The following is a 26,092-nucleotide window of genomic DNA, read 5'->3' on the forward strand; positions in this document are numbered from 1 at the left end:
TTCATGGCTTGATTCCGGAAAGAAACTAGGGCTTTTATGGTGCCGATATGAACGCATCGGCAACGCCTCCTTCCCCGGCAAAATCGGCGCCTGCGCCAAAGCCGCCAGCCGCCGCCAAACCGGTGGCGAAGCAGGCTTCCCAGCCGGTTGCGAACGGCACAAGGCCCGAGCGCGACCGTTATTTGGCGATGTCTTTTTGCTGGGCCGATCTTCTGTTCGAGATGGACGAGTCGGGCAAGCTGGCTTTCGCCACCGGCGCGACCGAGCCTTTCGTCGGCAAGAAGGCCGCTGACTTGGTGGGAAGCAATTTCGCCGAGCTGTTCATCCCCGAGGAATTGCCCGATGTGCAGCAGTTCCTACGCGGCGTCTCGCAGCGCGGGCGCTTCGACACCAGCATCTTGAAGCTGAAGCGCAAGCAGGGCCTGCCTTTGCCAGTGATGGCGGCGGGCTATTGCCTGGACGGCGTCTTCTATGTGGCGTTGAGAATGCGTTCGGGAAGCATGAGTTCTGCCACCGACCGGGTGGAGCGCAACGAGAAGACCGGGCTGGTCAATCACGAGGCCTTCTCGGAAACCGCCAGCCAGCGCATCAAACAATTGGCCGAGATGGGCCAAAAGGCCGAAGTGTCGATTCTGTCCTTGGAAGGTTTCGGCGACTTGAAGGGCCGCCTGCCTGGGGCGGTGGCCGACAATCTGCTGGCCAGGGTCGGCGAGACCTTGCGCGCCAATGCGGTGGACGGCGACGCGGCCACCCAGATCGGCGACAACCAATTCTCGCTGGTCCATCAGAACTCGCTGGACATGGCCCAATTGACGGCCCAGATCCAGGAATTGGCCAAGTCGGCCGATCCCAAGGGCGAGGGCGTCAAGATCGATACCGCCAGCCTGAATATGGAAGGCGCCGAGACCCTGACGCAGGAGGACATGGCCAAGGGACTGCTCTACGCCATGAACAGCTTCCAGCGCGAGGCGGGCAAGGGCTTCAATCTGGCCGATCTGTCGACCAACATCAAAACGCTGGTCGCCAAGGGCGTTTCGGAAGTGAACGGCTTTAAGCGGGTGGTGGCGGAGGGCAAGTTCTTCGTGGCCCTTCAGCCGATCATCGACATCAAGAACGGCGACGTGCATCACTATGAAGCCTTGTGCCGATTCAATACCGCGGTTCCCGGCGAATCGCCCTATCGCTACATCACTTTCGCCGAGGAAACCGGCCTGATCCACGATTTCGATTTGGCGATGGCCAAGAAGGTGGTGGACTGGCTGTCCAAGATGCCGCGCAACAACGACAAATACCGGGTTGCCGTGAATATTTCGGGCTTCTCGATCGGCGTGCCGCAATATGTCGAGGCGCTGCACAAGCTGATCAAGGAAAATCCCTGGACCCAGGGCAAGCTGATGTTCGAGATCACCGAAAGCTCGCGCATGAGCGATCTTGAAGCCGCCAATTCCTTCATTCAGGCCCTGCGCAAGAAAGGCCATCATGTCTGCCTGGACGATTTCGGCGCGGGTGCGGCCAGCTTCCAATATCTGTCGGCGCTGGAAGTCGATGTGGTGAAGATCGACGGCTCGGCGGTCAAGAACGCGCAGAAGGCCCCCAAGGGACGCGCCTTCCTGTCGGCCTTGACCGAACTGTGCACGCGCCTGGGCGTTGAAACCATCGCCGAGATGATCGACACGCCGGAAACTCTGTCCTTCGTGCGCGATTGCCGCTGCGATTACGTGCAGGGCTTTCTGTTCGGCAAGCCTTCGGCCAACCTGACCGATTTCAATCCGCTGCCCAACATCAACTTGTTCAAGCGCCGCCCGGGTTAGTGCCTGTCCGGCTTTCTCCCGTCTTGAAATAGTATGGCTTGACGCCCATCGCTTGGCCGATCTGGCCGATCACGAAATGCATGAGCGGCATGGTGGGTTTGGCGAATTCGGTGTGAACGCAGTCGGCGCGCACTTCGATCACCTTGCATTCGGCCTTGATGAATTCCGCTTCGTTCTTGGTCGAGCGAATGATCAGGCTGACCGGGTTGCCGGGAAAAAAGCCGGTTGCCTTGAATAGAATGCCGTCGGTCGAAATATTGACGACCGGATAGCTGTTGTTGCCGATCTCCACTATCAAATTCTCCGCCAGATAGCGGATGTGTTTGCGCCGTTCTGCCTGGTTGCCCATGGTGCCGCCTTTGCTCTTTGCGGCCTGTTTGACCGCGATTTCCCTCAGCCACATATGTAGGAAGCGTGCTGGGGGGAAAAAGGGGGCTGGACAAAGATGGCAAAGGTTATCGATGCTGTACTTGCCGTCTCCCGGAACCGTCTGGCGCGAAACAAGATTTTATATACCGTCTGGATAAATTGACCTCGGGCGGTTATTCTTGAAAACGAATTTGTCCCTGCTCGGCGGTATGATGAAGACAAAAGAGCGCATGCTTGATCTGTCCGGTCTCACCTTTCTAGTGGTGGACGACAATCGGGATGTGCGTTCCATGTTGCGCGAATTCTTGCGCTGCTTTGGCGCCAAGAAATTCCTGGAAGCCGATGAAGGCGCAGACGCCCTGGCCATTATCGACCACAAGGCGGTGGATATCGTGATCACCAATTGGGAAATGCGCCCCATCGACGGGCTGGAACTGGTGCGGCTGATCCGCAGGCAGCCGACGGTCGAAAAACGCACCCTTCCAGTCATCATGGTTTCCGGCCATTCGACGGCGGCGAATGTCCGTCTGGCCCGCGACCAGGGGGTGACGGAATTTCTGACCAAACCCATTTCGGCCAGCGAGTTGTACAAGCGCGTCGAAGAGGTGATCTTGCGCCCGCGCCCCTTTGTGCGCGCGCCGAAATATATCGGCCCTTGCAGGCACCGCCACGACAAAACCAGCTATGAAGGGCCGAAGCGGCGCAATCAGGACGACGACCTTTTCGCGGCGACGGCGTCATGACGCCTGAGAACGACAACGCGCTAGCCCCCGACGTCTTCATCGATCCGCCCTCGGACAGTTTGAAGAAGAAGGCGCCGCCCATTGCCCGCAGCCTGGAAGAAGCGCTCAAGAAAACCCAGGACGTCGTGGCGCTTGCAGGCAAGGACTATCCGCAACGCCTTGCCCGCGACCTTGACCGTCTCAGGGAGCTTTCAGTACAGTTTACGGCCGTGCCTTCAGCGGAAACCATGGAGGAGCTTCGTTTCCTGGCGCATGACATGAAGGGGCAGGGCGGGCAATTCGGCTATGGGCTGGTGACGGAAATTTGCGATTACCTGCAAAAATTCCTGAAGGACACGCCAGCGCCGTCGATGCGCACGGCGGAAATCGTCACCGTGCATGTGAACGCCCTGATTCTGGTCGAAGGCAAAAAGATGATGGGCGATGGCGGAAAGGCTGGAGACGTGCTGATCGACAGCTTGGCCAAGCTGGTGAAGTGAGAAAATCACAGATAATTTCTCAGATGCCTTTTCTTCGCTTGATGACGGTCACGACAATTGCAAAGTCAGACCGAGCGGAAACTTGACAATGGTCAAGCCGAAATGGCCGCCGGGGCGCGCATGATTGACGATTGTCAACTGCGCGCAGAAATATGTGCGATCGCAGATTGACAACAGTCAAATCATAAAGCCGACCAACTGGGATAATCCTTTCGCCAGCCCACTTTGTTGGGTTGCAAGAGGAGACCATGATGCGTGGAGGTCAATCCGGCGCTCTGCAAAAGATCGCATCTCGCTTTATCGTGCTGATGGCGATGTTGCTGGCGGCGGGTCAAGCGCAGGCGAATTTCGGAGCGTTCGAGAAAGATGTGCCGCTGGCCGAGGTGTTTCCCGGCGCGGATTCCTTTGGACCCGAAGAAGGAACGCCGCCCGCGATCCCCGCCTTCAAGAACGGAAAGATAGCCGGATACGTCTTCGTCACCAGCGACATCGGCTATTCCGGCAAGCCCATTCGCCTTCGGGCCGCCATGGACGTCAACGGGATCATCGTCGGCGCCAAGGTGATCGAACATCACGAACCCATTCTGCTGGCGGGCATTCCCGAACAGAAACTGTTCGATTTCGCCGCCGCCTATGTCGGCAAAAGCGTGATCGAGGTTACGGCGCCGGGCGCCAAGCGACCGGCGGTTGAGATCGTCAGCGGCGCGACCGTTTCCGTGATCGTGATCGACGACGGCGTGCTGCGCACGGCGCTGAAAATCGCCCGTAGCCGCGGTCTGGCTGGGTTCACGTCAGGCGCTTCGGGTCCTCGTGACGTCATTCGCGACGTTCCATTCTCAGCCAAGAGTTGGCAGACGCTGATCGGCGACGGTTCCGTGCGCAGGCTTGCGCTGACGCATGGCGAGGTGGACAAAGCCTTCAAGGCGATCGGTATCGGCCCCGAAGCCCACGGAGCGGCGCACAAGCCGGACGACACATTTATCAATCTGCACATCGCCCTTGTCTCGCCCGAGATCATCGGCCGCAATGTGCTGGGATCGGCCGAGTACGAAGCGATGCAGGCTTGGCTGGAGCCGAAGCAACCCGCCATCCTGGTTGCCGCCGAAGGGACCTATTCCTTTCGCGGCTCGGGCTATGTGCGGGGCGGCATCTTCGACCGCATCCAGGTTATCCAGGAAGGCATATCGATCCGGCTGAACGACAAGGTCTATCGCCGCATGGGCGCCGTCGAGGCCGAGGGCGCTCCCAACTTTCCCGAAATCGGCTTGTTCAAGTTGCCGCCAAGCGCCGAGTTCGATCCGGCCAAGCCCTGGCGCCTGGAACTGTTGGTCCAGCGCGACACGGGCGGCAAGGATCGCGCCTATACGGCATTCGCGCTCGATTACATTCCGCCGCCCGACCTGATCGAGCAGGCGCCAGCCGAAATCGAGCCGGAAGCCGATGCGCTGTGGCAGGGCATTTGGCGCAACCGTCTTGTCGATGTCGCCATTCTCAGCCTATCGCTGATCATTCTGACCCTGATCTTCTTTTTCCAGGACCTGCTAGTGAAGCGCCCGCGACTGTTCGTCCGGCTGCGCATGGCTTTCCTGGCCTTCACCACCTTGTGGATCGGCGTCTATGCAGGCGCTCAGTTGTCGGTGGTCAATGTCTTCACCTTCAGCCACGCTCTGGTCACCGGCTTTCGCTGGGATTTCTTCTTGCTGGAACCATTGATCTTCATCTTATGGTGCGCCACCGCCATCTCGCTATTGTTCTGGGGGCGCGGCGCTTATTGCGGTTGGCTTTGTCCCTTCGGAGCCGTGCAGGAATTAATTAGTGCGGGAGCCAAACGCTTGGGCGTGCCGCAGGTGACGCTGAAGTTCGCCTGGCACGAGCGGTTGTGGGCGTTCAAATACGTGGTTTTCGTGGCGCTGATGGGCGTGTCGCTTTACTCGCTGGCCAGCGCCGAGCGACTGGCCGAAATCGAGCCGTTCAAGACCGTGTGGCTGCTGCATTTCGCGCGCGAATGGTACTGGGTTGCCTTCGCCCTAGTCGCGCTGGCGGCAGGCATCTTCATTGAGCGCTTCTATTGCCGTTATCTGTGCCCGCTGGGCGCTGCGTTGGCCATTCCCGGGCGCATGCGCCTGTTCGAATGGCTCAAGCGCAGGCGTCAGTGCGGCTTCGAGTGTCAGAAATGCGCCAAGGAATGCATGGTTCAGTCCATTCATCCCGACGGACAGATCAACCCCAACGAATGCCTCTACTGCCTGCATTGTCAGGTCGTCTATCACGATCACGATTCTTGCACGCCGCTTTTGTTGAAGAAGCTGGGACGCAAGAAGGCGGCCGAGGCCACGCAATCAGGCGCCTGAAGAGCGCCGGAAAACCTGCCGGAAGGATGACGGGCCACCGGCAGGTCCAACAAAAATCCGTCGAAACATGAACCACATACATGAGAGGTGCTCACATGACATCGAATTCGGACAATTCAACACTTTCTCGCCGGGCCTTGTTTGGCGGCACGGCTAAGGCGGTGACCCTGGCGGGCGCCGCGGCACTTGGCGGCGGCTCGCTTATCGCAGCCGGACGCTCGGAAGCCGCAACCGGCAAGAACAGCGCCGAAGTGGCCCCGGGACAGATCGACGAATATTACGGCTTCTGGTCGGGCGGCCATTCGGGTGAGGTTCGCATCCTTGGCCTGCCGTCCATGCGCGAATTGATGCGCATTCCCGTTTTCAACATGTGCAGCGCCTCGGGCTGGGGCCGCACCAATGAATCGCTAAAGATCCTGACCGAAGGGCTGTTGCCTGAAACCAAGGAGTTCCTTAAGAAGCAGGGCTTGAAGACCTATCAGCATGGCGATACCCACCATCCGCGCCCGTCCTATACCGGCGGCAAGTATGATGGCCGCTATGTCTTCATCAACGACAAGGCCAACACCCGGATCGCTCGCATCCGTTTGGATGTGATGAAGACCGACAAGATTCTTGAAATTCCCAACGCGCATTCGATTCACGGCCTGCGTCTGCAGCGCTTCCCGAAAACTGGTTATGTCTTTTGCAATGGCGAAAACCGCATTCCGATGCCCAACGACGGGTCGGTGCTGGACGATCCCGCCAAGTATGTGTCGGTCTTCACGGCGGTCGACGCCGAAAGCATGAAAGTGCAGTGGCAGGTCATGGTGTCGGGCAATCTCGACAACAATGACGCCGATTATGCGGGCAAGTACGTCGCATCCACCTGCTACAATTCGGAAGAGGCCACCACGACGGAAGGCATGATGTCTGCCGAGCGCGACCACTTGGTGGTGTTCAACATCAAGGCCATCGAAGATGCGGTGAAGGCAGGCAAGGCCAAGACGGTCAATGGCGTTCCGGTTCTGGATGGGCGCAAGGCGGCCAAGTCGCAATTCACCCGCTACATTCCGGTCGCCAACAGCCCGCACGGCACCAACGCCACGCCGGACGGCAAATATGTGATCGCCAACGGCAAGCTGTCGCCGACCGTCACCATCTTCGAATGGAAGCGTTTCGACGATCTGTTCGCGGGCAAGATCAAGGAAGAGGAGTCCATCGTCGGAATTTTGGAAGTGGGTTTGGGGCCGCTGCACACCAACTTCGACGGTCGCGGCAACGCCTACACATCGGTCTTCCTGGACAGCCAGATCGTGAAGTGGAACATCGACGAGGCGATCCGCGCCTATAAGGGCGACAAGTCGGTCAAGCCGATCAAGCAGAAGTTGGATGTCCATTATCAGGTGGGCCATACCAACGCATCGATGGGCGAGACCAGCGAGGCGGACGGCAAGTGGCTGGTGGCCTTGTGCAAGTTCTCGAAAGACCGATTCTTGAACGTGGGTCCCTTGAAGCCGGAAAACGATCAGTTGATCGACATTTCAGGCGACGAGATGAAGCTGGTTCATGATGGCCCCACCTTTGCCGAGCCGCATGACGCCACCATCGTTCATCGCTCGAAGATCAAGCCGCGCGACAATTGGGACCGCAAGGACCCCATGTTCGCCGATGCGGTGGCCCAGGCCAAGAAGGATGGCGTCAATCTGGAACTTGACAACAAGATTATCCGCGACGGCAAGAAAGTGCGCGTCTATATGGTCAGCACGGCTCCCAAGTTCGGCCTGGACTCGTTCAAGGTCAAACGGGGCGACGAAGTAACCGTCTATGTAACCAACGGCGACGATGTATCCGACCTGACCCACGGCTTTACCCTGGTCGGTCACAACATCGCCATGGAAGTCGCTCCGCAGGCAACGGCGTCGGTCACCTTCACGGCTGACCGGGCCGGCGTTTGGTATTATTACTGCCAGTGGTTCTGTCACGCGCTCCATATGGAGATGCAGGGCCGGATGTTGGTGGAACCCTGATCGATGAACCGGCGCGGACGCGTTGGCGCGGCAGTTGCGGCTCTGGTTGCCGTCCTGCTGGCGTTTGCGTCGTCCGCGCTGGCCGTCACCGTCAAGGTGGATGCAAAACCGGGCGCCTTGGCCGCAGCTTTGGCCAAGGCGCGTTCCGGCGATGTGCTGACATTGGAGGCTGGCATCCATCAAGGCGGGTTGGTCCTGGCCAAGCCGGTCGCCTTGCAAGGATTGCCAGGCGCTGTAATTGAGGGCGGCGGCGAGGGCAGCGTGATCAGAGTCACCGTGCCCGGCGTCAGCATCCGCGACTTGACCATCCGCAAGTCGGGAATTCGTCCGGTGGACTATGATTCCGCCATCTTCGTCGAGAAGCAGGCGGGGAACTTTACGGCGGAACGAAACTGGCTGGACGGCAATTTGTTCGGAATCGTGCTTCACGGAGCGGACAAATCCGTGGTCAAGGACAACCGCATCGACAATCGCAGCGACGTCTACGACACGGAGCGTGGCAACGCCATCCATCTGTGGGCGGTCGATGACAGCCTGATCGAAGGCAATCGGGCCAGCGGAGGACGCGACGGTGTCTATGTCGAGGCCAGCCATGGCAATCAAATCAAGGACAACCATTTCCAGAAGGTGCGCTTTGCGATCCATTACATGTTCGCCAATCGGGGAAAAATCATCGGCAACCGGTCGAGGGGCAACCGGATCGGTTTCGCCTTGATGTATTCCAACGATCTGGAGGTCAGGGACAATGTTTCGATCGACGACGAAGAACATGGGCTGATGCTTCACACCTCGCATCGTTCGCTGGTCGAGGGCAATCGCATCCGGGCGACGCGCGAGAAGTGCGTCTTCATCTACACGGCCACCAGCAACGTCATCCGCGCCAATCGCATCGAGAATTGCGAGCTTGGCCTGCATTTCACCGGCGGGTCTGAAAACAGCGTCATCGCCAACAATGCCTTCGTGGACAACCGCACCCAGGTCAAATATACGGGGACCGTCTTTTATGAATGGTCCGAGGCGGGACGCGGCAATTATTGGAGCGACAATCCGGCCTTCGACCTGGATGGCGACGGTACCGCCGACGCCGCCTACCGTCCGAATACCGTAATGGACCGGCTGGTCTGGCGCTATCCCCTGGCCAAGCTGTTGATGTCCAGCCCGGTGATGGAGGCGTTGAAGATCGCGCAAAGCCATTTTCCCGCCTTGATGCCGGGCGGCGTGATCGACAGCCATCCCCTGATGGCGCCGCCGCCCAACCTTGCCTTGGGCACGGAGTCTGGATCATGAACGCCATCGTCATCGACCATGTCGGCAAGACCTATGGCGCGCAAGCCGCGCTGGCCGATGTTTCCTTCGGCCTGCAAGAGGGTGCGCTGCTGGCCCTGCTTGGCCATAATGGTGCTGGAAAGACCACGCTGATGAAGCTGATGCTGGGGCTGATTCGTCCCACGTCGGGGCGCGTCGAGGTTCTGGGCTGCGATCCGGCGGGAGCTGCGCTGGAATTCAGACGCCATCTTGGCTTCCTGCCCGAGAATGTCGCTTTCCACGACGAAATGACGGGCCGCGACACTTTGAAATTTCTGGCGCGCTTGAAAGGCGTGCCTTCCAATTCATGCGCCGCCCTGCTCGAGCGCGTGGGCTTGGCCCCTGCTGCGGATCGGCGGGTGAAAACCTATTCCAAGGGCATGCGCCAGCGGCTTGGCTTGGCGCAGGCTTTGTTAGGGCATCCGCGCATCTTGCTGTTGGATGAGCCGACGACTGGTTTGGATCCGGTTCTGCGGGCGGAATTCTTCGACATTCTGGCCGAGTTGAGAAAAGGCGGCACGACGGTGATGTTGTCTTCGCACATTCTGACCGAATTGGAGGCCAGAACCGAGATGGTGGCGATCATGCGCGCTGGAAGGTTGGCGGCCTGGGGCACGCTGCCCCAGCTTCGGACCCAGGCGGCCATGCCGGTTCGCATCCGCCTGTCGACGCCAGGAGCCGCATCCCAGATCGCGGATCGCCTGGGCGGCATCAAGATCGCCCATGTCAACGACCACTCCGTTGATCTGACTTGTTTGCAAAGCGAGAAGATGGCCGTGCTGCGCCATATCGCCGGCTTAGACGCCCAGGTTCAGGATGTCGACATTCATCTGCCGACGCTTGACGACATTTATCTTCATTTCGGCCATGGCGAGGTGAGCCAATGAACGCCATTCTCGTCATTGCCGGAAAGGAATTGCGAGACGGCCTGCGCAACCGCTGGATCATCGGCGCCACTTTGGTTCTGGCCTCGCTGGCTTTCGCCCTTGCCTTGCTAGGCGCAGCGCCCACCGGCACGTTGGCCGTCAAGCCCCTGGCGGTCACGGTCGTCAGCCTGGCCAGCTTGTCGATTTTTCTGCTGCCGCTGATCGCCTTGCTGTTGTCCTATGATTCGGTGGTGGGCGAGATCGAGCGCGGCACCATGCTGCTGCTGCTGACCTATCCTTTGACCCATACTCAGTTTCTGCTGGGAAAAGTTCTGGGCCATAGCGCCATTCTGACCTTGGCGACCCTGGTGGGCTATGGCGGGGCCGGATTGGCGGTTGGGTTGGGGCAGGGGGGCGATGCGCAAAGCTGGGGCGCTTTCGCCCTGTTGCTGGCGACGTCCGTGATGTTGGGCATGGCTTTCGTTTCCCTGGCGACGTTGGCCAGCCTTCTGGTGCGTGAGCGCAGCACGGCGGCGGGAATTTCGGTGGCGCTGTGGCTGCTGTTCGTCGTGGTGTTCGATCTGGCCATTCTGGGGCTGCTGGTTACGGGCAAGGATTGGCTGGCGCCTTGGGCCTTCGGCTGGTTGCTGCTGGCAAATCCCGCCGATGTCTACCGGCTGGTCAATCTGACCGGATTCGAGAATGTCCGCATGTTTTCCGGCATGGCCGGGGCGGCGGCTGACTTGTCCTTTCCGCCGGGCGTCCTGCTGGCCGTTCTGGCCGCCTGGGTGCTGGCGCCCCTGGCGGCGGCGTTGACGATCTTTCGGAGACGTGAGTTATGAAACCTGGAAAATTGATAGTCATGGCCCTGCTGGCTTTGGCTTTGTCGGCCTGCAAAGACGACAAATCGGCAGCACTGCCCTCCCCGCAAGAACCCGGCCCCGATGCTGTGGGAACCATCTGCCGCATGGACTTGGCCGAACATACCGGACCGAAAGGTCAGGTTTTTATCAAAAGCCAGGACAAGCCTTTGTGGTTTTCGTCGGTACGCGACACGTTCACTTGGTTGTTGATCGACGAGGGAACGGGGCGGCAATTCGCCGCCATCTATGTCAATGACATGGGCAGGTCGTCCAGTTGGGAAAAGCCCGATGCGGGCGCTTGGGTCGAAGCCAGGAAGGCGGTGTTCGTGGCGGGCAGCGACCGGGGTTCCGACATGGGCGGCGGCGAACTTGTTCCTTTCTCCACGCGCGCCAAGGCGCAGGAATTCGCGGGCAAGCATGGCGGCGCGGTGGTAGAATTCTTGGACATCACCAGCGAATTGCTGGCCCAGACGAGCGTTGCGCCGCCCGGACCTGCCGCCACGCATGCAAGCAGAGGACACCATGAATAAGCCAGCTCTGTCACGCAGGCGTTTCATCGCCATAACCGCCTGCGCCGCCGCCCTTCCCGGAGCGGCCAAGGCGTCGTCCGAGACCGGGCGCGTGCGCTGGCTGGGCAAGGCGCTGGGGGCCAGCGCCGAGATCGTGCTTGAACATCCCGATCAGGCCATGGCGCAGCAGGCGCTGGCCGACTCCCTTCTCGAGGTCGAGCGGCTGGAATCGATCCTAAGTTTGTATCGCCCAGAATCGGCGATTTCCAAACTGAATCGCGACGGCCATCTTGCGTCCCCTCCGGCAGATCTGCTGCGGGTGATGGGCGAAGCCGCGAGAATTTCAAAAATCTCACAGGGCGCGTTCGACATTACCGTTCAGCCTTTGTGGAAGCTGCATGCCGACAGCCTGCGCCGCATCGGGCGTCCGCCCTCCTTGGCGGAGATCGAAGTCGCCAGGGGGTTGGTGGATTGGCGCGCCGTGACGATTTCTCCCGAACGGATCGAATTCGCAAAGCCGGGCATGGCGGCAACCCTGAACGGCATCGGACAAGGCTACGCCACCGACCGCGTGTCCGAATTGCTGAAGCGCAAAGGGTTCGACCATGTGATGGTCGATTTGGGAGAACCGCGCGTGCTGGGGCCGCGCGCCGACGGATCGTCCTGGCCGGTCGCCATCCGCGATCCCATGCTGCGCGGCATCGCCCTGCATCGCCTGACCATTGCCGATGGCGCCATGGCCACCACCGAGGCGTTGGGATCGTCTTTTCCGGGATTTGGCCGCTATGGCCATCTGATCGAGCCAACCAGCGGCCAGCCCGCCCTGACCGTGCCCAGCGTGACGGTACTTGCCCCATCGGCCAGCTTGGCCGACGGATTGTCCACCGCCATCGCCGTGGCGGGCGCCGACAAGGCCGCCGCCATTCTCAAAGAGGCAGGCGTCGGCAAGGCCATCCTGGTCTCGCCCGACAGCAAGCTGACCTTTGTCGGCTAGGCGTTTGATTCGACCCTGATGCAGATCGGCACACAACTCTCAAGCCCGGCGGCAACTGCTACCGTTTCCGTTTCCGCAAAAACGTCAAAGTTCCTGCTTCGATCAAGATAGCTAAAGACGGACGCGTGCAGACTTTCCATCTTATTTTTTCTGTATGTCATCCTTGACGGACTTCACGCCAGAAACGCCTCTGGCAATACTGACCGCCTTTGCCGGAAATCGGCTCCGGTTTCAGACGAGCCACTCGTTTGCAGCGCGAATGTTCGTGTACCCAAGAAATGCCCGGCATGGAGAGGCTCCATGCCGGGCATGATAAATCTACGATGGATCAGCGATTGGCGCCCGGAGGACCAGACGGACCGGGGGCACCCGGCGCTCCGGGAGATCCTGGCGTGCCCGGCGATCCTGGCGAACCCGTCTTGCCGACAGCGCCTGCCGCGCCAGCGGCCCCGCCGACTCCGGTCTCACCCGTAGCGCCAGTCTTGCCGCCCGCTCCCACTGCGCCAGTCGCCCCTGATGCGCCGGTCGCACCCGTCGCGCCGACATTTCCGGGTTTGCCGCCTGCTCCCGTTGCGCCGACCGCACCTGATGAGCCGGTCGCACCCGTTGCGCCGACATTTCCGGGTTTGCCGCCCACTCCCGTTGCGCCGACCGCACCTGATGTGCCGGTCGCACCTGTTGCTCCAGTCGCTCCGCTAGCGCCCGCAGCGCCTGCCGCACCCGCAGCGCCATCGGAGCCAGCGGCACCGGTCGCGCCTGTGGCGCCGGTAGTGCCCGCGCTGCCAGTTGAACCTGAGCCTCCTGCACCACCCGCTCCCCCAGCCCCACCGGCACCCTTGCCGGACATGCCGGAAGAACCGGCGCCGCCCGTGCCTCCGGTGCCGCCCGTGGCCTGTGCTATAGCGTGACTAGATTCAATAAGGAGGGGCGTAATGTACATTGCCGCCATCATCAGGCCGATGCGAAACATCCGCCGTCTGCGTCCGGCTTCGGCGCTTGCAAGGCGTACGTCGTTTGTTTGAAGGGCGTTCATTGGTTGCTCCTGTAGCGTTGTTAAAATTTATCGGATGGGCTAAGGGATCGACTTATTTCCAATAGCTTGGCACCTCAAAATAGCCGTCAATTTTGCGGCCTGTTTCCGGCGTCCACTCGAACTTCATATTGATGTCGTAGTTTGGGGCGCCCTCAAGTTTCTTCTTGTCCAAATTGACGACATAGCCTTCCTTGTCGGCGTCGTATCTCAAGATGGCCCAAGGCAGAGGGTGGTGCCGTTCGCCGAATCCAAAAAAGCCGCCGCATGACAGTAAGACATAGATCGCCTTGCCGCTGACCTTGTCGATCATGATGCCGTCGATTTCGCCGATGCGCTCGCCCAGAAAATTATAGACATCAGTTCCACTGACCTTGTCTGCTGCGATAAGGGTTCCTGTGGTAACGGAAGTCTCATCGCTCACGCTATACGCCTCATGCGCTGGACAACAGGCCGAATGGCAGACCTTGATGCTAGGCAGTAAAAACTGAGCGGAGTAAGGCACGGATATTACCTAGTAGCCTGCTCGCACCAAGATGTGGCCGAGCGCCTAGACCTCCCTCACAAATCCTGGGTCAGCCAGTATGGAGCTAAGTACTTTCCGATCCCCCATAGCTTAGCCTCCTGACTGAATGCGCCGTCGCAACTCATGATCACTCTCTGGCTTGAGTACATTCCGAACCTATCGCCAAAAGCGGAAGCAATTAACAATTATGAAGATAGCCAGTACAGGGGCTTCGGACTGTAGACCCATTCCGATTCCAAAAATGGCGCGAGGCAGAGAGAAGGTTGGGGCTTATGTTGCTGAATCGAACTATACGCTTGGGAAGAAGCGTCGATTTCCCCAGGGGGTATATCGAAGCGATATCAAAGCTGTGCAAGACAGTGCCCAGCGAGACACGTAAAGCAAATTTGCTTTCACGCTGGTCACCGCCGATTCTTGCGCTTGCAGCCATTCTGGCTTGGACCGCGCCTGCGTTCGCACAGCAGGCAGCGATCGGCGCCGGCGTTACAGCGCTGAACGCGCTAGGCATCACCGACGGCGTTTCAATGACGGCTGGCGCAGGCACCGGCACCTTGACGGTCGGCAACGAGAATGTCTTTACAAACAATAACGGCGGCGACTACACCAATCCGGCAATTGTCAGCGACGCCAATGCCACGCATATCGTTACATTCAACGGCACGTCGAACGTCTATGGCCGTGTTGGCGCTGCTGCTGGCCCCATTTTTCTGAACATCAATGCCGGCGCGAACGGTTCGACGGTCAACTTCCTGGGTGGCGTCTATACGACAAATTTCTTCGTCACCGGCACGGGCACCGTAAATTTCCAAAGTGCTGGCACCAACACCTCGCCAGGCGGAATAACGTTCCAGGCTGATGGCACGATCGGGTTGGATCCCAATACCTCGCTTACCGGGGCAATCACGACGAATACCAACAACACCGGCACGCTGATTCTGGGAAGCGGCTCGACTTTGACTGGCGCGGTCGGCGCCGGCGCGGCTGCTCTTAAGAACATCACTGTTACCGGAGGCAGCAATACGGCAGGCGTTCTTGGCACGATCACGGGCGCGGTGAACGCCTATACCTTTACGCTTGGCACCAATACGCTGAACGTTACCGGCGCCCTGACATTGGCAGACAGCACGACAAACGGCGTGATCAACACAACCCTGGCCAGCTCAACCGTCTACGGTAATATCCGTCCGACAGGCGCTACGAATCTTGGCGCGTCGTTGACGATCAACGTAACGGTTCCCACCTCCGCAACATTCCCCGTTGGCACAATATTTAACGTTGTGCAAACGAGGTCAGGAACTGCCCAGAGCGGTACTGACGGATCGGTCGTCACAGTGACAGTCGTTGGCGGCACAAATCCTCTGTATACTTTCGAACCCATTCCAGCAGCAGGAACGGCGATTGGTTTGGTTGCATTTAAAGTTACTGGAACGCCATTGACGGCTTCGGTAACGCCACCGGCTGGAGTTGTTCTACCTGCCACGCAGCCTATAGCGGCAGCAGCAGCAACCGCCCTCGACGAAGCAACGCCGACAGCAGACATATTGACCGTTCAGGCGGCCATCAACGCCATGACCGACGCGTCTGCGATTGTGGATGCAGAGGCTCAACTTGCGCCCTCGGCCCCAGCGGTGGCAACGCCGCTCTTAACTTTCAAAGCATCTCAGCAGTTTCAGAACCTCTGGCTGTCGCGGCTTGATGAAATCATGTGCAATCAGGTCAGCCAGAAATTAAGCGACGAGCAAAAGGCGCTCTGCGCCCAGAACGCCAACAAAAGCGGCTGGTGGGTGAAAGGGTTTGGCGTTTTTGCATCGCAGGAAGAAAGCAAAACATTCGTTGGGTATAATTCAAGAATTCTTGGAACCATGCTTGCTTACGACATGCCGCTGAACAAATACACCCGAGTCGGCCTGGGCGCAGGATATGCTCAGACCGAAATCGAGGGGGACAGGTATGACGCGCGTGTGGATTTCAATACCTACCAGGGAACGGCCTACATCGCCTATGAACCTGCCTCGTTCTTCGTCGATGCCAGCGCCTCTTTCGGTTGGAGCGACTATAAAGGCGAAAGGCATATCGCCTTTCCCGGGGTGAACCGCGTTGCGGAATCTGAATATAGCGGGCAGAACTATACGGGCTTCGTTACGTCGGGCTATCACTTTTTCGGTCCTCGCGGCTTTACGATGACGCCGCTTGCGTCCTTGCAGTACACGCATATGGATATCAGCGGATACAAGGAAACAGGAGCGGGCGACGTAAGTCTTGATGTGAAACATCAGAGGTACAATTTCCTCGAGTCAGGCCTTGGCGCCAAGCTGGCACGACCTATTGCCGTGGGCAACAAAGCCTTTGTGCCAGAGATACATGGTAGATGGTATTATGAAATCCTAAATCCATCGCTTAAGAGCGAGGCAGAATACACAGGCGGCTCTCCGAAGTTTTCAACGCCAGGCTTTAGCCCGGAAAGAAACTTGTACAATGTCGGCGGTGGGCTTACGCTTCTGTCATGCGCTTGCACCGACAAAGTATGGTCGCTTGAGGCTGTCTACGATTATGAGTGGGCGGCCAGCAATTATTCTGCACACGAAGGCATGCTGAGATATTCAGGGAGATTCTAAAGCCGAATCTGAGAGCCCTTAAGCATGCGGGATGCAGAGCGGTGCGTGAAATCACTACCCCGTAGCCTGAACCTTGACTGGAACAAATGCATGAAGATGACGATAATTGCCGCAACCGCAACACTGTCGCTGGCGGCGCCAGCCGTTATGGCCGCTGATCCCTCCGCTCCCGCAAAGCCGCAGCAATTCGAGAAATGGGAAGTCACATGCGAAAAGCATGCTGTCGCCAAGGTTGAGCGCTGCATTGTCACGCAGGTCCAAACCCTAAAGGCGGGTGGACCCAAGTTGATCCAGGTGACTATCGGAAGGCTTGGGCCGCAAGGAGAGCCTGTCATAGTGACGGCTTTGCCGCTTGGCATTTTCATCCCTGGTGGCGCTACGTTGAATATCGAAGGCATGGCGCCAATCCCCTTAACAATAACTCAGTGCACGGCGGTTGGCTGCATGGCGCAGGCGCAGCTCTCCGACCAAACGTTGGCTACCATGTCTGACGCCAAACGCATGGTCGTGAGCGTGCAGCCGGTAGGCGCAGTCCAGCCGCTTGACATCAATTTGCAGACAGAAGGCATGAAAGCCGCCCTGGCAAAACTTAAGTAGTTTTCACCGTCTTATAATAATCACGAATTGACGTGCTTAACGTGCGCTATCGCACGGTGAGAATGGTTGACATTGGGTAAGCTGTGACATGGGTGAAGCCGCCGCCCCATTAATCGGTCGACAGATTGGCTGTCAGCGACAAGCTGTATCGTTCGCAGCCATCCATTGTGTGACAATGGACTTTGGTTAGCGCGGTCGCCTCTCGTCAGCGGGTAAAACCCTAAAATCGAAAACGAGAATCATATGAAAGAGGCATATAAACTATTCGCTTCACTCATTGGCGCCCTCCTCTTAGCGTCACTGGGAATTGAGATTGCCGTTGTGTCGTTTCGGTCAATCGAGATCGCGGCTGAGGAGCGAAACAACACGACTGCATTGCTGAGTGCGGCGACCCACTGGCTTTCAAAACTGAAGGACGCGGAGACAGGCGAACGTGGCTACTTGCTGACGGGCGATGATATGTACCTGGAATATTACTCATCAGCGCGCAGTAGCCTCGGTTCAGACCTGGAGAACATGCGCATGCACACACATGTTCCTCAGGCGCAAAAACGTCTGGACGCCCTTGTTCCCCTAATGAACAGCAAGCTTGCCCACATGGAAAAAAACATTGAACTCCGCCGTGCGCGTGGGCTGGCCGCCGTTATTCCGGATCTGCGAAGCGGCGTCGGCAAAGACATTATGGATGCAATTAGGGACGAGGTGGACGGCTACGTTGACTCTGAGAGAGATGCTCTAAGCGCGCGCGAGCAGAAATTTGAAGAAAATATGCGCAAAATGCTTGCGGTGATCATAGTCTCGAGTGTGCTGGTCTTGCTGCTCTCGCTATTAATCGCCTATGCGACCTATCGCGCGTCGCGTCGAAGAATCGATGAGTATACTATTCAGCAAGCGCGCGATTCGCTTGAATTCCAGACGGAAGCGAACAAGAAGCTGCAGCAAGTCAACGACACCTTGCAGATCAGCGAAGATAAGCTGTCAGTTACGTTGAATTCCATCGGGGACGCAGTGATCGCGACGGACAAGGATGGAAATGTAACGCTGCTGAATCCGCTTGCCGAGCATCTAACCGGTTGGACGCATGCAAGCGCCAACGGCCTGCCAATCGGTGACATATTCAACATCATCAATCAAGAAACGCGCAAGCCATCCACGATTCCGGTTATTGACGCGCTGGCTAAGGGGTCGGTGCAAGGTTTGGCAAACCACACCATTTTGATCTCTCGCGATGGGTCTGAGCGGATAATCGCCGATAGCTGCGCTCCAATCCGTGATCGTTCAGGAGAGGTCGTTGGCGCTGTCCTGGTGTTTCGCGACGTAACGGACGAGTATAATGGTCAGCAGGATGCGCGTGACAGTGCGGCGCTGATCAAGACGATTTTGAATACGGTTGTCGATGGAATCGTAACACTTCACGCGGGCACTGGCGCCATAGAAACTGTAAATCCAGCTGCTGAGCGGATGTTCGATTACACCCTGGACGAACTAATTGGAAAAAACTTTAGCCTGCTTATACCTGAGCTGAACCAGGGTCAGCAGGATGGGGCTTTCGAGACCTTCAGCGAAGGCGATGAGCGCAGCGTCATTGGCATTGGGCGCGAAGTCGTCGGCAGACGCAAAGACGGAAGTGTTTTTCCTTTGGAGATTGCCGTCAGCGAAATGTGGCTTAACGAGCAACGTCACTTTACCGGGGTGTTGCGGGATATCACGGAAAGAAGACTTGTCGAGGCGGAGCAGAAGAAGCTCGACCAGCGCTTGCATGACCTGCAATTCTACACACGCTCTCTTATTGAATCGAGCATTGACGCCCTAATGACGACGGATCCGGCAGGGATAATCACGGACGTCAATATGCAGATGGAATCTTTGACTGGATGCACGCGCGATGAACTGATAGGAACGCCCTTCAAGAACTATTTCACAGATCCAAGCCTTGCGGAAGCGGGCGTCAAGCGCGTGCTTGTTGAGAAAAAGGTTACAAACTACGAACTTACGGCAAAGTCGAGGGACGGAAAGGAAACCAACGTATCGTACAACGCGACGACTTTCTATGACCGCGATCGAGTTCTGCAGGGAGTGTTTGCAGCGGCGCGCGACATAACAGAGCGCAAGCGTCTTGACCTCGAGTTGAAAGAGAAGAACCTTGAGCTTGAGAGCGCAACGGGGTTGGCAGAAAAGGCCAATCTGGCTAAGTCTGAATTCTTGTCGAGTATGAGTCACGAGTTGCGAAGTCCGCTTAATGCCATACTGGGCTTTGCGCAGCTGATGGAATCCGACCCGCTGCCGCCAACAGATCCTCAGAAGGAAAGCATTGCTCAGATTCTGCAGGCAGGCTGGCACTTGCTGAAGCTGATCAACGAAATACTTGATTTAGCAAAAATAGAATCAAGGCAGGTTCCCATGTCAAAGGAACCTGTGTCATTGGCTGAAGTGCTGATTGAATGTCAAAGCATGATCGAGCCGCAAGCGCAGCAGCGCGGCATTGTAATGACCTTTCCACAATTCGAAACCCCTTGCTTCGTTACGGCCGATCGCACGCGCGTAAAACAAGTCATCATCAATCTTCTTACTAATGCGATTAAGTACAATGTTAGGCATGGGCTGCTTAACGTCAAGTGCGATGAATCCGATCAAGATCGCATTCGCGTCAGCATTGTCGATACTGGCGTCGGAATGACTGAGGCTCAGATGGGACAGCTGTTTCAGGCGTTCAATCGTCTTGGTCAGGAGGCTGGGGGCGAGGAGGGAACGGGCATTGGTCTTGTCGTTGCCAAGCAACTTGTCGAGCTTATGGGTGGGGTAATCGGTGTAGAAAGCACGGTTGGCGTTGGAAGCGTATTCTGGTTTGAACTCCCGTCCTCTGCCGCGCCACTAGTTATCGTTCCGGATGACAGTGCGGTTAATCCGCTTTTGAGGCATGTTGCGCAAGGGTCATTGCAGCGCACATTGCTGTATGTCGAAGACAATCCCGCAAATTTAAAACTTGTTCAGCAGATTGTGGCGCGTCATCCAGAATTGAATCTTTTGACGGCGATTGATGGAAATTTGGGCGTGGCATTGGCCCGCTCGGCGCTTCCAGAAGTCATTCTGATGGATATCAATTTGCCGGGAATTAGCGGAATTCAAGCACTGGAGATGCTGAAGGCCGATCCCCAAACGGCCCATATTCCAATTATCGCCATTAGCGCCAACGCCATGCCACGCGATGTTAAGCATGGCATGGACGTCGGATTCTTTCGCTACCTTACAAAGCCAATCAAACTGAACGAGTTCATGGATGCGCTGGATGCAGCTCTGGAGTTTGTGCAGAGTGGCAGCAATCTGGAAAGATAGGGAGGAATGAGCATATGGCAAGTTCCGAAGCCATTTTCAGCGCCAAGATACTGATTGTCGATGATCTGGATGCAAATATACTGCTCCTGAAAAGAATGCTGGTTTCGGCCGGATATTCCTCTGTCACGTCTACCAGCAATCCCCAAGATGTTTGCGATTTGTACAGCAAGAATCGCTATGCACTGATCTTGCTTGACCTTCAGATGCCAGAAATGGACGGCTTCGAGGTCATGGAGAAATTAAAAATAGCCGAGCCTGAAGGCTACCTTCCAATTCTGGTTATTACTGCGCAGCCTGAAAACAAACTGCGTGCGCTGCGGGCCGGCGCAAAGGATTTTATCAGCAAGCCATTTGAGCTGGCCGAGGTATTGGCTCGCGTTCAGAATATGCTGGATGTCCGCCTGCTGCACGATGAGGCCATTGAGCACGGAAAGAATTTGGAGCTGAAGATTCAGGAAGTAAATGCAAGCCACGAAGTGATACGCCGAAAAAATGAAGAGGTCACATTTCTTTATGAGAAAGTCCTGGCTGAGCAGAAGAGATCAGCAGAGCTAAGCCTTCTGCCTGGCGCCATGGTGGGCGTTGAGAAAGAAGAACGCCTTTCCACGAAATGGATTCGCAGCCTTTGGCTTCGTCACCCCTGGCTGCAAATTAATCTTCTGACAGCTTTTGCCGCTGGCGCTGTGGTCAGCCTGTTTCAAGGCACCATAGATAGGCTTTTGATTCTTACGATCTTCCTGCCAGTTTTGGCAGGGCAATCTGGCAATACCGGCAGTCAGGCCTTGGCGATCACGTTGCGTGGTTTCACCTTGGGTGACATGCAGCCAGGAAGAGAGCTTGTCCTGGTAAGAAAAGAGGCCCTGCTTGGCCTGCTTAACGGCGCGCTGGTTGGATTTGTCGCGGCAGTCGGCATGTATCTTGTCGCCAAGACACAGAATTCACCCAATGCCTTTATGTTGGCTTTCGTTGTCCAACTTGCCATGATTGGCAGCTGCGTCATCAGCGGAATTTGTGGGGCTATCGTACCGCTCGTACTTAGACGGTTCGGAGCCGATCCCGTCACCGCTTCAAGCATCTTCCTTACGACAGCCACGGATATCGCGAGCATGGGAATGCTCTTGGGATTGGCAACGCTGATTGTGAAGTAAACGTCGAGAGCCGATGGATGGTCGCCAGAGGTATGAGAAGGACAGAAACCTGCATGTTAAGCTCATCAGACATTCTTATGGGAAATATACTTGTCGTCGATGACATTCCGGCAAACGTTCAGCTGCTTACGCGCATGCTGACAGCGGCGGGATATTTGCGCGTTTCGTCAACAATGAATTCGCAGGAAGTGTGCGCCCTACATTCATTGAACCGCTACGATCTAATTCTTCTCGATCTTCAGATGCCTGTCATGGATGGGTTCGAAGTAATCGAAAAGCTCAAGCTGGTTGAACCAGGTGGATATCTGCCGGTGCTCGTAATCACCGCTCAGCCCAGCCATAAACTTAGGGCGCTACAAGCTGGGGCAAAGGACTTCATCAGCAAACCATTCGATCTAGCCGAAGTGCTGGCGCGCGTTCAGAACATGTTGGAGGTTAGACTCCTGTACACGGAACTGCACAAATTCAGCGATGAGTTGGAGCAGCGCGTCAAGGATAGAACATCCGACCTAAGGGAAAGTTATCTGGAAACGATTTTCACAATGACCAGAGCCGCCGAGCATAAGGACGAAGATACGGGGGCGCATGTTCAACGAATTAGTTATTACAGCCGCGACCTTGCCGTGATGCTAGGAATGGATGAGGGTTTCGTCAATAATGTTTTCTTTGCCAGTCCTATGCATGATGTCGGCAAAATTGGCATACCAGACCAAATATTGCTAAAGCCGGGCGGACATACGCCGGCAGAGTGCGAGATCATGAGAACGCACGCGGCTATGGGCGCCAAAATTCTTGGCAACAGCAAGTCGGTATATTTGAAAATGGGCGCCGAGATTGCGCTTAACCATCATGAACGATGGGATGGTGGAGGTTATCCGAATCGAAAGTCGGGCGATGAGATCCCCCTGGCGGCACGCATCGTGAATATCTGCGATATCTATGACGCGTTAAGAAGCAAGCGCTCGTACAAACCCGCATTCGATCATTTCAAAACCATGGAAATTCTGATTCGCGGTGACGGCAGAACGCAACCCGAGCATTTCGATCCAGCCGTCTTTGAAAAGTTTACCCTAAACCATGCGCTCTTTTGCGATATCTTCGAGAAAAATTCGGGACACCCTTAAGGTTCGCAAGAAACTCAGGGCAATGAGCGGCATGCTCAGGCCGCCATGAGCGCAAACAGAGACAAGTTCCACCTTCGCCCACAAGCAATGCCAATGGTGTGGCCTCCAATCTCTGCCGAGAGCTATGAAGTGGCGCGCTTTACTGGAAAATGATGGCGCTGCCCGTGAGATGTGCCCCCCCCTGCGCAGGGGTTGGACTCAACGCGAACCTTCTCCTGAATTATCAGGCCGTTTCAAGCCCTCTTGGTGCCGCGTTCGCTGCCGCCGCCACTCGTTCTTCCCCCAGTTTGTCAAGGCAGGTGACGCGGTTGCGGCCCTGGCGCTTGGCGACATACATGGCTTGGTCTGCCTGACGTTGAACGTCGGCCACGGCCTTGTGCTGCGGCCCTGCGGCGGCGACGCCGATGCTGGCCGTGATCGGCAGGCGCTGTTCTCCAATGTCCGGCATCAAACCTTCGATATCCTGGCGCAGTTTTTCGGCCAACTGCCTTGCCCCTTCCTGGTCTGTGTCGGGCAGCAGAACGGAAAATTCCTCGCCGCCGATGCGCCCGACGATGTCGCTTTGCCGGACGCTGGAGCCCAGGCAGGCAGCGACGTTTTTCAGAACGGCATCTCCCGCCTCGTGCCCGAAACGGTCGTTGATGCTTTTGAAATGGTCGAGATCGACAAACAGCATGGCGAAATAGTTGCCAGAACGCCTAGCCTGTGACAACGCGTTGTCGCAAAGGGCGTAGTAAGCTCGGGCGTTGTACAGTCCGGTCAGCGGGTCTCTTGCCGCCATGTCAAACAATTTTTGGTTGGCTTCGACCATCGCGTGGTGGAACGAGATCGATCTTGCCGCAAAGGTGTGGAAGAAGACGCTGATATATACCATGCCCAGGCAAATGGTAACGATGGCGTTGATGGAATAGGGCTGTTCGAGATGGGCATTGGCGATGGTGACGAACAGGATCGAAACCACGGTCACCGCGATGCCTGCTATCTGCCCCAGAATCAGATAGACGCCTGGCAGGTTGAGGGCGAACCAGACGATCCGCAATTCGTCCGACGGGTTTAGGAAGAAGACGGCGGCGAATTGCAGCAGCGATTCCGCAGCATAAAGAACCGTGATCGGCGTCATCCAGGAAGGCCGGGCGCGCAGCAGCAGATAGCAGATCAGGCTGGACAGGAAATAAGGCTTGGCGATCAACAGATATCTGGCGTCGAACTGTGTGGCCCCGATATGGGCAGACAGCAGGAACAGCCCTGTTATAACCGTCGAGAAGGCGAGGATGGCCAGGGCGAAGCGGTAGCGGAATTGCTGGAACTCCTCCCCCTCGCGAAAGACCGCAGAGCCAAAGAAAAGACCACTATAACGTGATTCCGCCATGATTTCCCCGCTCAGATTTTAAGCTTCTTTCAGCAATCCCCGTTGCTCGCCTTCCTTTCGACGATGCAGTTCAGCTTGTGCTTTACCCCTCACTTTTCAAGGGGGATTGGCTGGGAGTTCAGGGTGTCGTCTAGTGGGCTAGGAGAAGCCCTCTGCACAACCATTTGATATGTTTTGCTTTTCCATGGGCCAGGATATTTGGCGGAGCGAGGGCCGCATGAACGTGATGGGTAAAATCAAAACCGACCAGCGATGGGTAATCCAGCACCTCCTCGATCACATCCTGCACACAGCAAATGAGAGCTTCAGGGAAAGGCAGCTAGTGCAAATCGGTGTAAATACACAAACAAAAGCGCCAGCAGTGAAGAGTCCTAATGCGAGAGAACACATTGATTCTTTAGTGGCGCTAGCTGGAGTTTGAAGTCAGCATGCTTGGCGGTATCCTGATTGCCGACGCCATCCAAAGAACAATGATTGCCGCCCAATCTGTCGCCATGTCGGTCGTCGTCGTCGATCCCAACGACGAGGCGGCGTTTGTTTTTTATGAGGCCTTCGGATTCCAGCCGTTGCATGGGCCGGAAAGGAGAAAGTTTTTGACGTTTAGGGCAGATTTCTAATTCCAAATTGTGAAAACTGAGCGGGACTGGTCGAAGCCGCCGATTGTTCCACCCTTCTTTACGAATTTCTCTACTTGTGGCCGATTGGCCCCAATTGCATGGACAGCAGGCGCACCAGATCTGACTGGCGCTTGGTGTTGGTCTTGCCGAAGATGGCGCTTAACTGACTGCGCAAAGTCGGCATCGAAACGCCGAAATCGACGGATAATTCCTCAAGCGATTTTCCCGTCAGCATCGCGCCGGCTAAACGCGCTTCGCTGGCCGTCATGCCATACCATTCCATCAGCACCTTCTCGGCGCTTGGTGGGTCGGCGTCGGGATCGGAAATGAAAACGATGGCCGCCGCTTCGGCGCTCATCCCCTCCGGGTGCGAGGAAAGTGGCGCGGTCAGCAGCGTATAGGGTGTTTTCATGGATTTTCTGGAAATGCGCATTCCCTTTCCGGGCCCCATCTGCGCCCGACAGGCAGGATCGACGGCGGCCGCGATCTGCGCCAGCAGGATCTGGTTTTCGCGCTCTGCCGATGCGCACAGCTTCCCTTCCCGCATGACCAGCCCGTCGTTGGAGGCGGCCATGTTCTTGGCGCGCCGATTGGCGAACAGGATGCGCCCGCTGTCTCCGATCAGAACCACGCCAAGCGTAAGGGCGTCAAGGGCCGCTTCGGTCAGGCGCGTTGTCATCGACCTGTGCGCGGCCAGCATGCGCCGGATGCGGAAGGCCCGCTGGAAATAGGGAAGAACGATGGAAAAGGCGTCCACATCGGCTTGCGTGAACGGCCCACTGGCTTCTGGGCGGATCAGACCAAGGAAAGCGCAGGTGTCGCCGTCGGCGGCGCTCATCAGCATGATTTCTTCGGCGCCGAATGGCGCCAGCAGTTCCTTGTAAACTTGGCTGGCCTTGAAGTTTTGACTGGGGCAGGCGTCCGCTGAACTGACAGCCTTGCCGAGATTGGCGAAGAAGTAAGGGGCGCGCGGATCAAGGCGAACATAAAGATTGTTGTAAAGCTCGGCCAACTCGCGAGGATAGCCGACAATAATGGTTTCATAGACCATTAGCGTATTGATGTCGCATTCGACGAATTGCGCACCCTTGGCGCCTAGCCGCGCGGCCAGGACCTCCATGCAATGGGGCCAGATTTCCGGCTGGCAGGCGGAATCACAGATCAGCCCAGCCGCCTTTAACAGTTCAATCTCCGACATTCGCGTCCCCCATGCCTGAATTTAATCCAGGCTTTTTTTTAAGCATCATTCATTTGAATGATGACGATCAATCAATTTTTTCAAATAACTTCAGCAGGGCTTTTAAGCCGCGCACGCGACCATCCATCGCGGAGTAAAATGACGCAGGGAGAAGGTTACCGCCTAATAAATAAGCCATAAGGGCGGAAATGAGAGAACGGCTAGATACTGGGACAATAACAAAAAATGGCAGTTCG

At 57.0% G+C, this 26,092-nt stretch carries 22 protein-coding genes; 17 read left to right on the top strand and 5 right to left on the bottom strand.

Features of this window, described 5'->3' with window-relative positions:
- Positions 1–188: 188 nt before the first annotated feature.
- Entirely contained in the window at positions 189–1,811 is a 1,623-nt protein-coding gene (locus tag HQL44_16000) for a sensor domain-containing phosphodiesterase (GenBank protein MBF0270087.1), read from the top strand.
- Here the strand turns inward: HQL44_16000 and HQL44_16005 are convergent.
- Positions 1,792–2,160 carry a hypothetical protein gene (locus HQL44_16005; protein ID MBF0270088.1) on the bottom strand — a complete coding sequence of 123 codons (369 nt, stop codon included), beginning with the start codon at positions 2,158–2,160 and terminating at the stop codon, positions 1,792–1,794. The two genes, HQL44_16000 and HQL44_16005, sit on opposite strands and share 20 nt — an antisense overlap.
- A gap of 229 nt (positions 2,161–2,389) precedes the next feature.
- On the opposite strand from HQL44_16005, the gene HQL44_16010 reads away from it, so the two are divergent.
- From HQL44_16010 to HQL44_16050, 9 genes are all read left to right on the top strand, one after another.
- Positions 2,390–2,923: a response regulator gene (locus HQL44_16010; GenBank protein MBF0270089.1), complete on the top strand. Its 534-nt coding sequence runs from the start codon at positions 2,390–2,392 to the stop codon at positions 2,921–2,923.
- Positions 2,920–3,402, top strand: a complete 483-nt coding sequence (locus HQL44_16015; protein MBF0270090.1) for an Hpt domain-containing protein — start codon at positions 2,920–2,922, stop codon at positions 3,400–3,402. Before HQL44_16010 ends, HQL44_16015 begins: the two co-directional genes overlap by 4 nt.
- 248 nt (positions 3,403–3,650) lie before the next feature.
- The gene (locus HQL44_16020; GenBank protein MBF0270091.1) at positions 3,651–5,753 is read left to right on the top strand and encodes a regulatory protein NosR; all 2,103 of its coding nucleotides are present in this window, start codon (positions 3,651–3,653) and stop codon (positions 5,751–5,753) included.
- A gap of 95 nt (positions 5,754–5,848) precedes the next feature.
- Positions 5,849–7,762, top strand: a complete 1,914-nt coding sequence (gene nosZ, locus HQL44_16025; GenBank protein ID MBF0270092.1) for a TAT-dependent nitrous-oxide reductase — start codon at positions 5,849–5,851, stop codon at positions 7,760–7,762.
- 3 nt (positions 7,763–7,765) lie between these two features.
- Positions 7,766–9,049, top strand: a complete 1,284-nt coding sequence (locus HQL44_16030) for a nitrous oxide reductase family maturation protein NosD (GenBank protein ID MBF0270093.1) — start codon at positions 7,766–7,768, stop codon at positions 9,047–9,049.
- On the top strand, positions 9,046–9,954 hold the full coding sequence (locus tag HQL44_16035; GenBank protein MBF0270094.1) for an ABC transporter ATP-binding protein: 909 nt from the start codon (positions 9,046–9,048) through the stop codon (positions 9,952–9,954). Before HQL44_16030 ends, HQL44_16035 begins: the two co-directional genes overlap by 4 nt.
- Positions 9,951–10,775, top strand: coding sequence for an ABC transporter permease (locus HQL44_16040; GenBank protein ID MBF0270095.1), 825 nt, complete (start codon positions 9,951–9,953; stop codon positions 10,773–10,775). Before HQL44_16035 ends, HQL44_16040 begins: the two co-directional genes overlap by 4 nt.
- A gap of 20 nt (positions 10,776–10,795) precedes the next feature.
- Positions 10,796–11,326 carry a nitrous oxide reductase accessory protein NosL gene (locus HQL44_16045; GenBank protein ID MBF0270096.1) on the top strand — a complete coding sequence of 177 codons (531 nt, stop codon included), beginning with the start codon at positions 10,796–10,798 and terminating at the stop codon, positions 11,324–11,326.
- Positions 11,319–12,299, top strand: coding sequence for an FAD:protein FMN transferase (locus tag HQL44_16050; protein ID MBF0270097.1), 981 nt, complete (start codon positions 11,319–11,321; stop codon positions 12,297–12,299). Before HQL44_16045 ends, HQL44_16050 begins: the two co-directional genes overlap by 8 nt.
- A 328-nt stretch (positions 12,300–12,627) precedes the next feature.
- Here HQL44_16050 and HQL44_16055 read toward each other — a convergent pair whose 3' ends face one another.
- Both HQL44_16055 and HQL44_16060 read right to left on the bottom strand, forming a co-directional pair.
- Complete coding sequence (locus HQL44_16055) at positions 12,628–13,332, bottom strand: hypothetical protein (GenBank protein MBF0270098.1); 705 nt, start codon at positions 13,330–13,332, stop codon at positions 12,628–12,630.
- A gap of 52 nt (positions 13,333–13,384) precedes the next feature.
- Entirely contained in the window at positions 13,385–13,753 is a 369-nt protein-coding gene (locus tag HQL44_16060) for a PRC-barrel domain-containing protein (protein ID MBF0270099.1), read from the bottom strand.
- 398 nt (positions 13,754–14,151) lie between these two features.
- On the opposite strand from HQL44_16060, the gene HQL44_16065 reads away from it, so the two are divergent.
- From HQL44_16065 to HQL44_16085, 5 genes are all read left to right on the top strand, one after another.
- On the top strand, positions 14,152–16,470 hold the full coding sequence (locus HQL44_16065) for an autotransporter domain-containing protein (protein MBF0270100.1): 2,319 nt from the start codon (positions 14,152–14,154) through the stop codon (positions 16,468–16,470).
- A gap of 90 nt (positions 16,471–16,560) precedes the next feature.
- On the top strand, positions 16,561–17,067 hold the full coding sequence (locus HQL44_16070; protein MBF0270101.1) for an invasion associated locus B family protein: 507 nt from the start codon (positions 16,561–16,563) through the stop codon (positions 17,065–17,067).
- Positions 17,068–17,310: 243 nt separating this feature from the next.
- Positions 17,311–20,400: a PAS domain S-box protein gene (locus HQL44_16075; GenBank protein MBF0270102.1), complete on the top strand. Its 3,090-nt coding sequence runs from the start codon at positions 17,311–17,313 to the stop codon at positions 20,398–20,400.
- A gap of 14 nt (positions 20,401–20,414) precedes the next feature.
- Positions 20,415–21,548, top strand: a complete 1,134-nt coding sequence (locus HQL44_16080) for a response regulator (protein MBF0270103.1) — start codon at positions 20,415–20,417, stop codon at positions 21,546–21,548.
- A 53-nt stretch (positions 21,549–21,601) separates the two neighbouring features.
- Positions 21,602–22,672, top strand: coding sequence for a response regulator (locus HQL44_16085; GenBank protein MBF0270104.1), 1,071 nt, complete (start codon positions 21,602–21,604; stop codon positions 22,670–22,672).
- 223 nt (positions 22,673–22,895) lie between these two features.
- Here HQL44_16085 and HQL44_16090 read toward each other — a convergent pair whose 3' ends face one another.
- Complete coding sequence (locus tag HQL44_16090) at positions 22,896–24,041, bottom strand: GGDEF domain-containing protein (protein ID MBF0270105.1); 1,146 nt, start codon at positions 24,039–24,041, stop codon at positions 22,896–22,898.
- Positions 24,042–24,258: 217 nt separating this feature from the next.
- On the opposite strand from HQL44_16090, the gene HQL44_16095 reads away from it, so the two are divergent.
- Together HQL44_16095 and HQL44_16100 are read left to right on the top strand one after the other, a co-directional pair.
- Entirely contained in the window at positions 24,259–24,462 is a 204-nt protein-coding gene (locus HQL44_16095) for a hypothetical protein (protein MBF0270106.1), read from the top strand.
- 7 nt (positions 24,463–24,469) lie between these two features.
- Positions 24,470–24,658 carry a hypothetical protein gene (locus tag HQL44_16100; protein MBF0270107.1) on the top strand — a complete coding sequence of 63 codons (189 nt, stop codon included), beginning with the start codon at positions 24,470–24,472 and terminating at the stop codon, positions 24,656–24,658.
- A 70-nt stretch (positions 24,659–24,728) separates the two neighbouring features.
- Here the strand turns inward: HQL44_16100 and HQL44_16105 are convergent, their stop codons facing one another.
- The gene (locus tag HQL44_16105) at positions 24,729–25,856 is read right to left on the bottom strand and encodes a helix-turn-helix transcriptional regulator (protein ID MBF0270108.1); all 1,128 of its coding nucleotides are present in this window, start codon (positions 25,854–25,856) and stop codon (positions 24,729–24,731) included.
- Positions 25,857–26,092 lie beyond the last annotated feature (236 nt).

The sequence above is a fragment of the Alphaproteobacteria bacterium genome (assembly GCA_015231795.1).
GTDB lineage: Bacteria > Pseudomonadota > Alphaproteobacteria > Rhodospirillales > WMHbin7 > WMHbin7.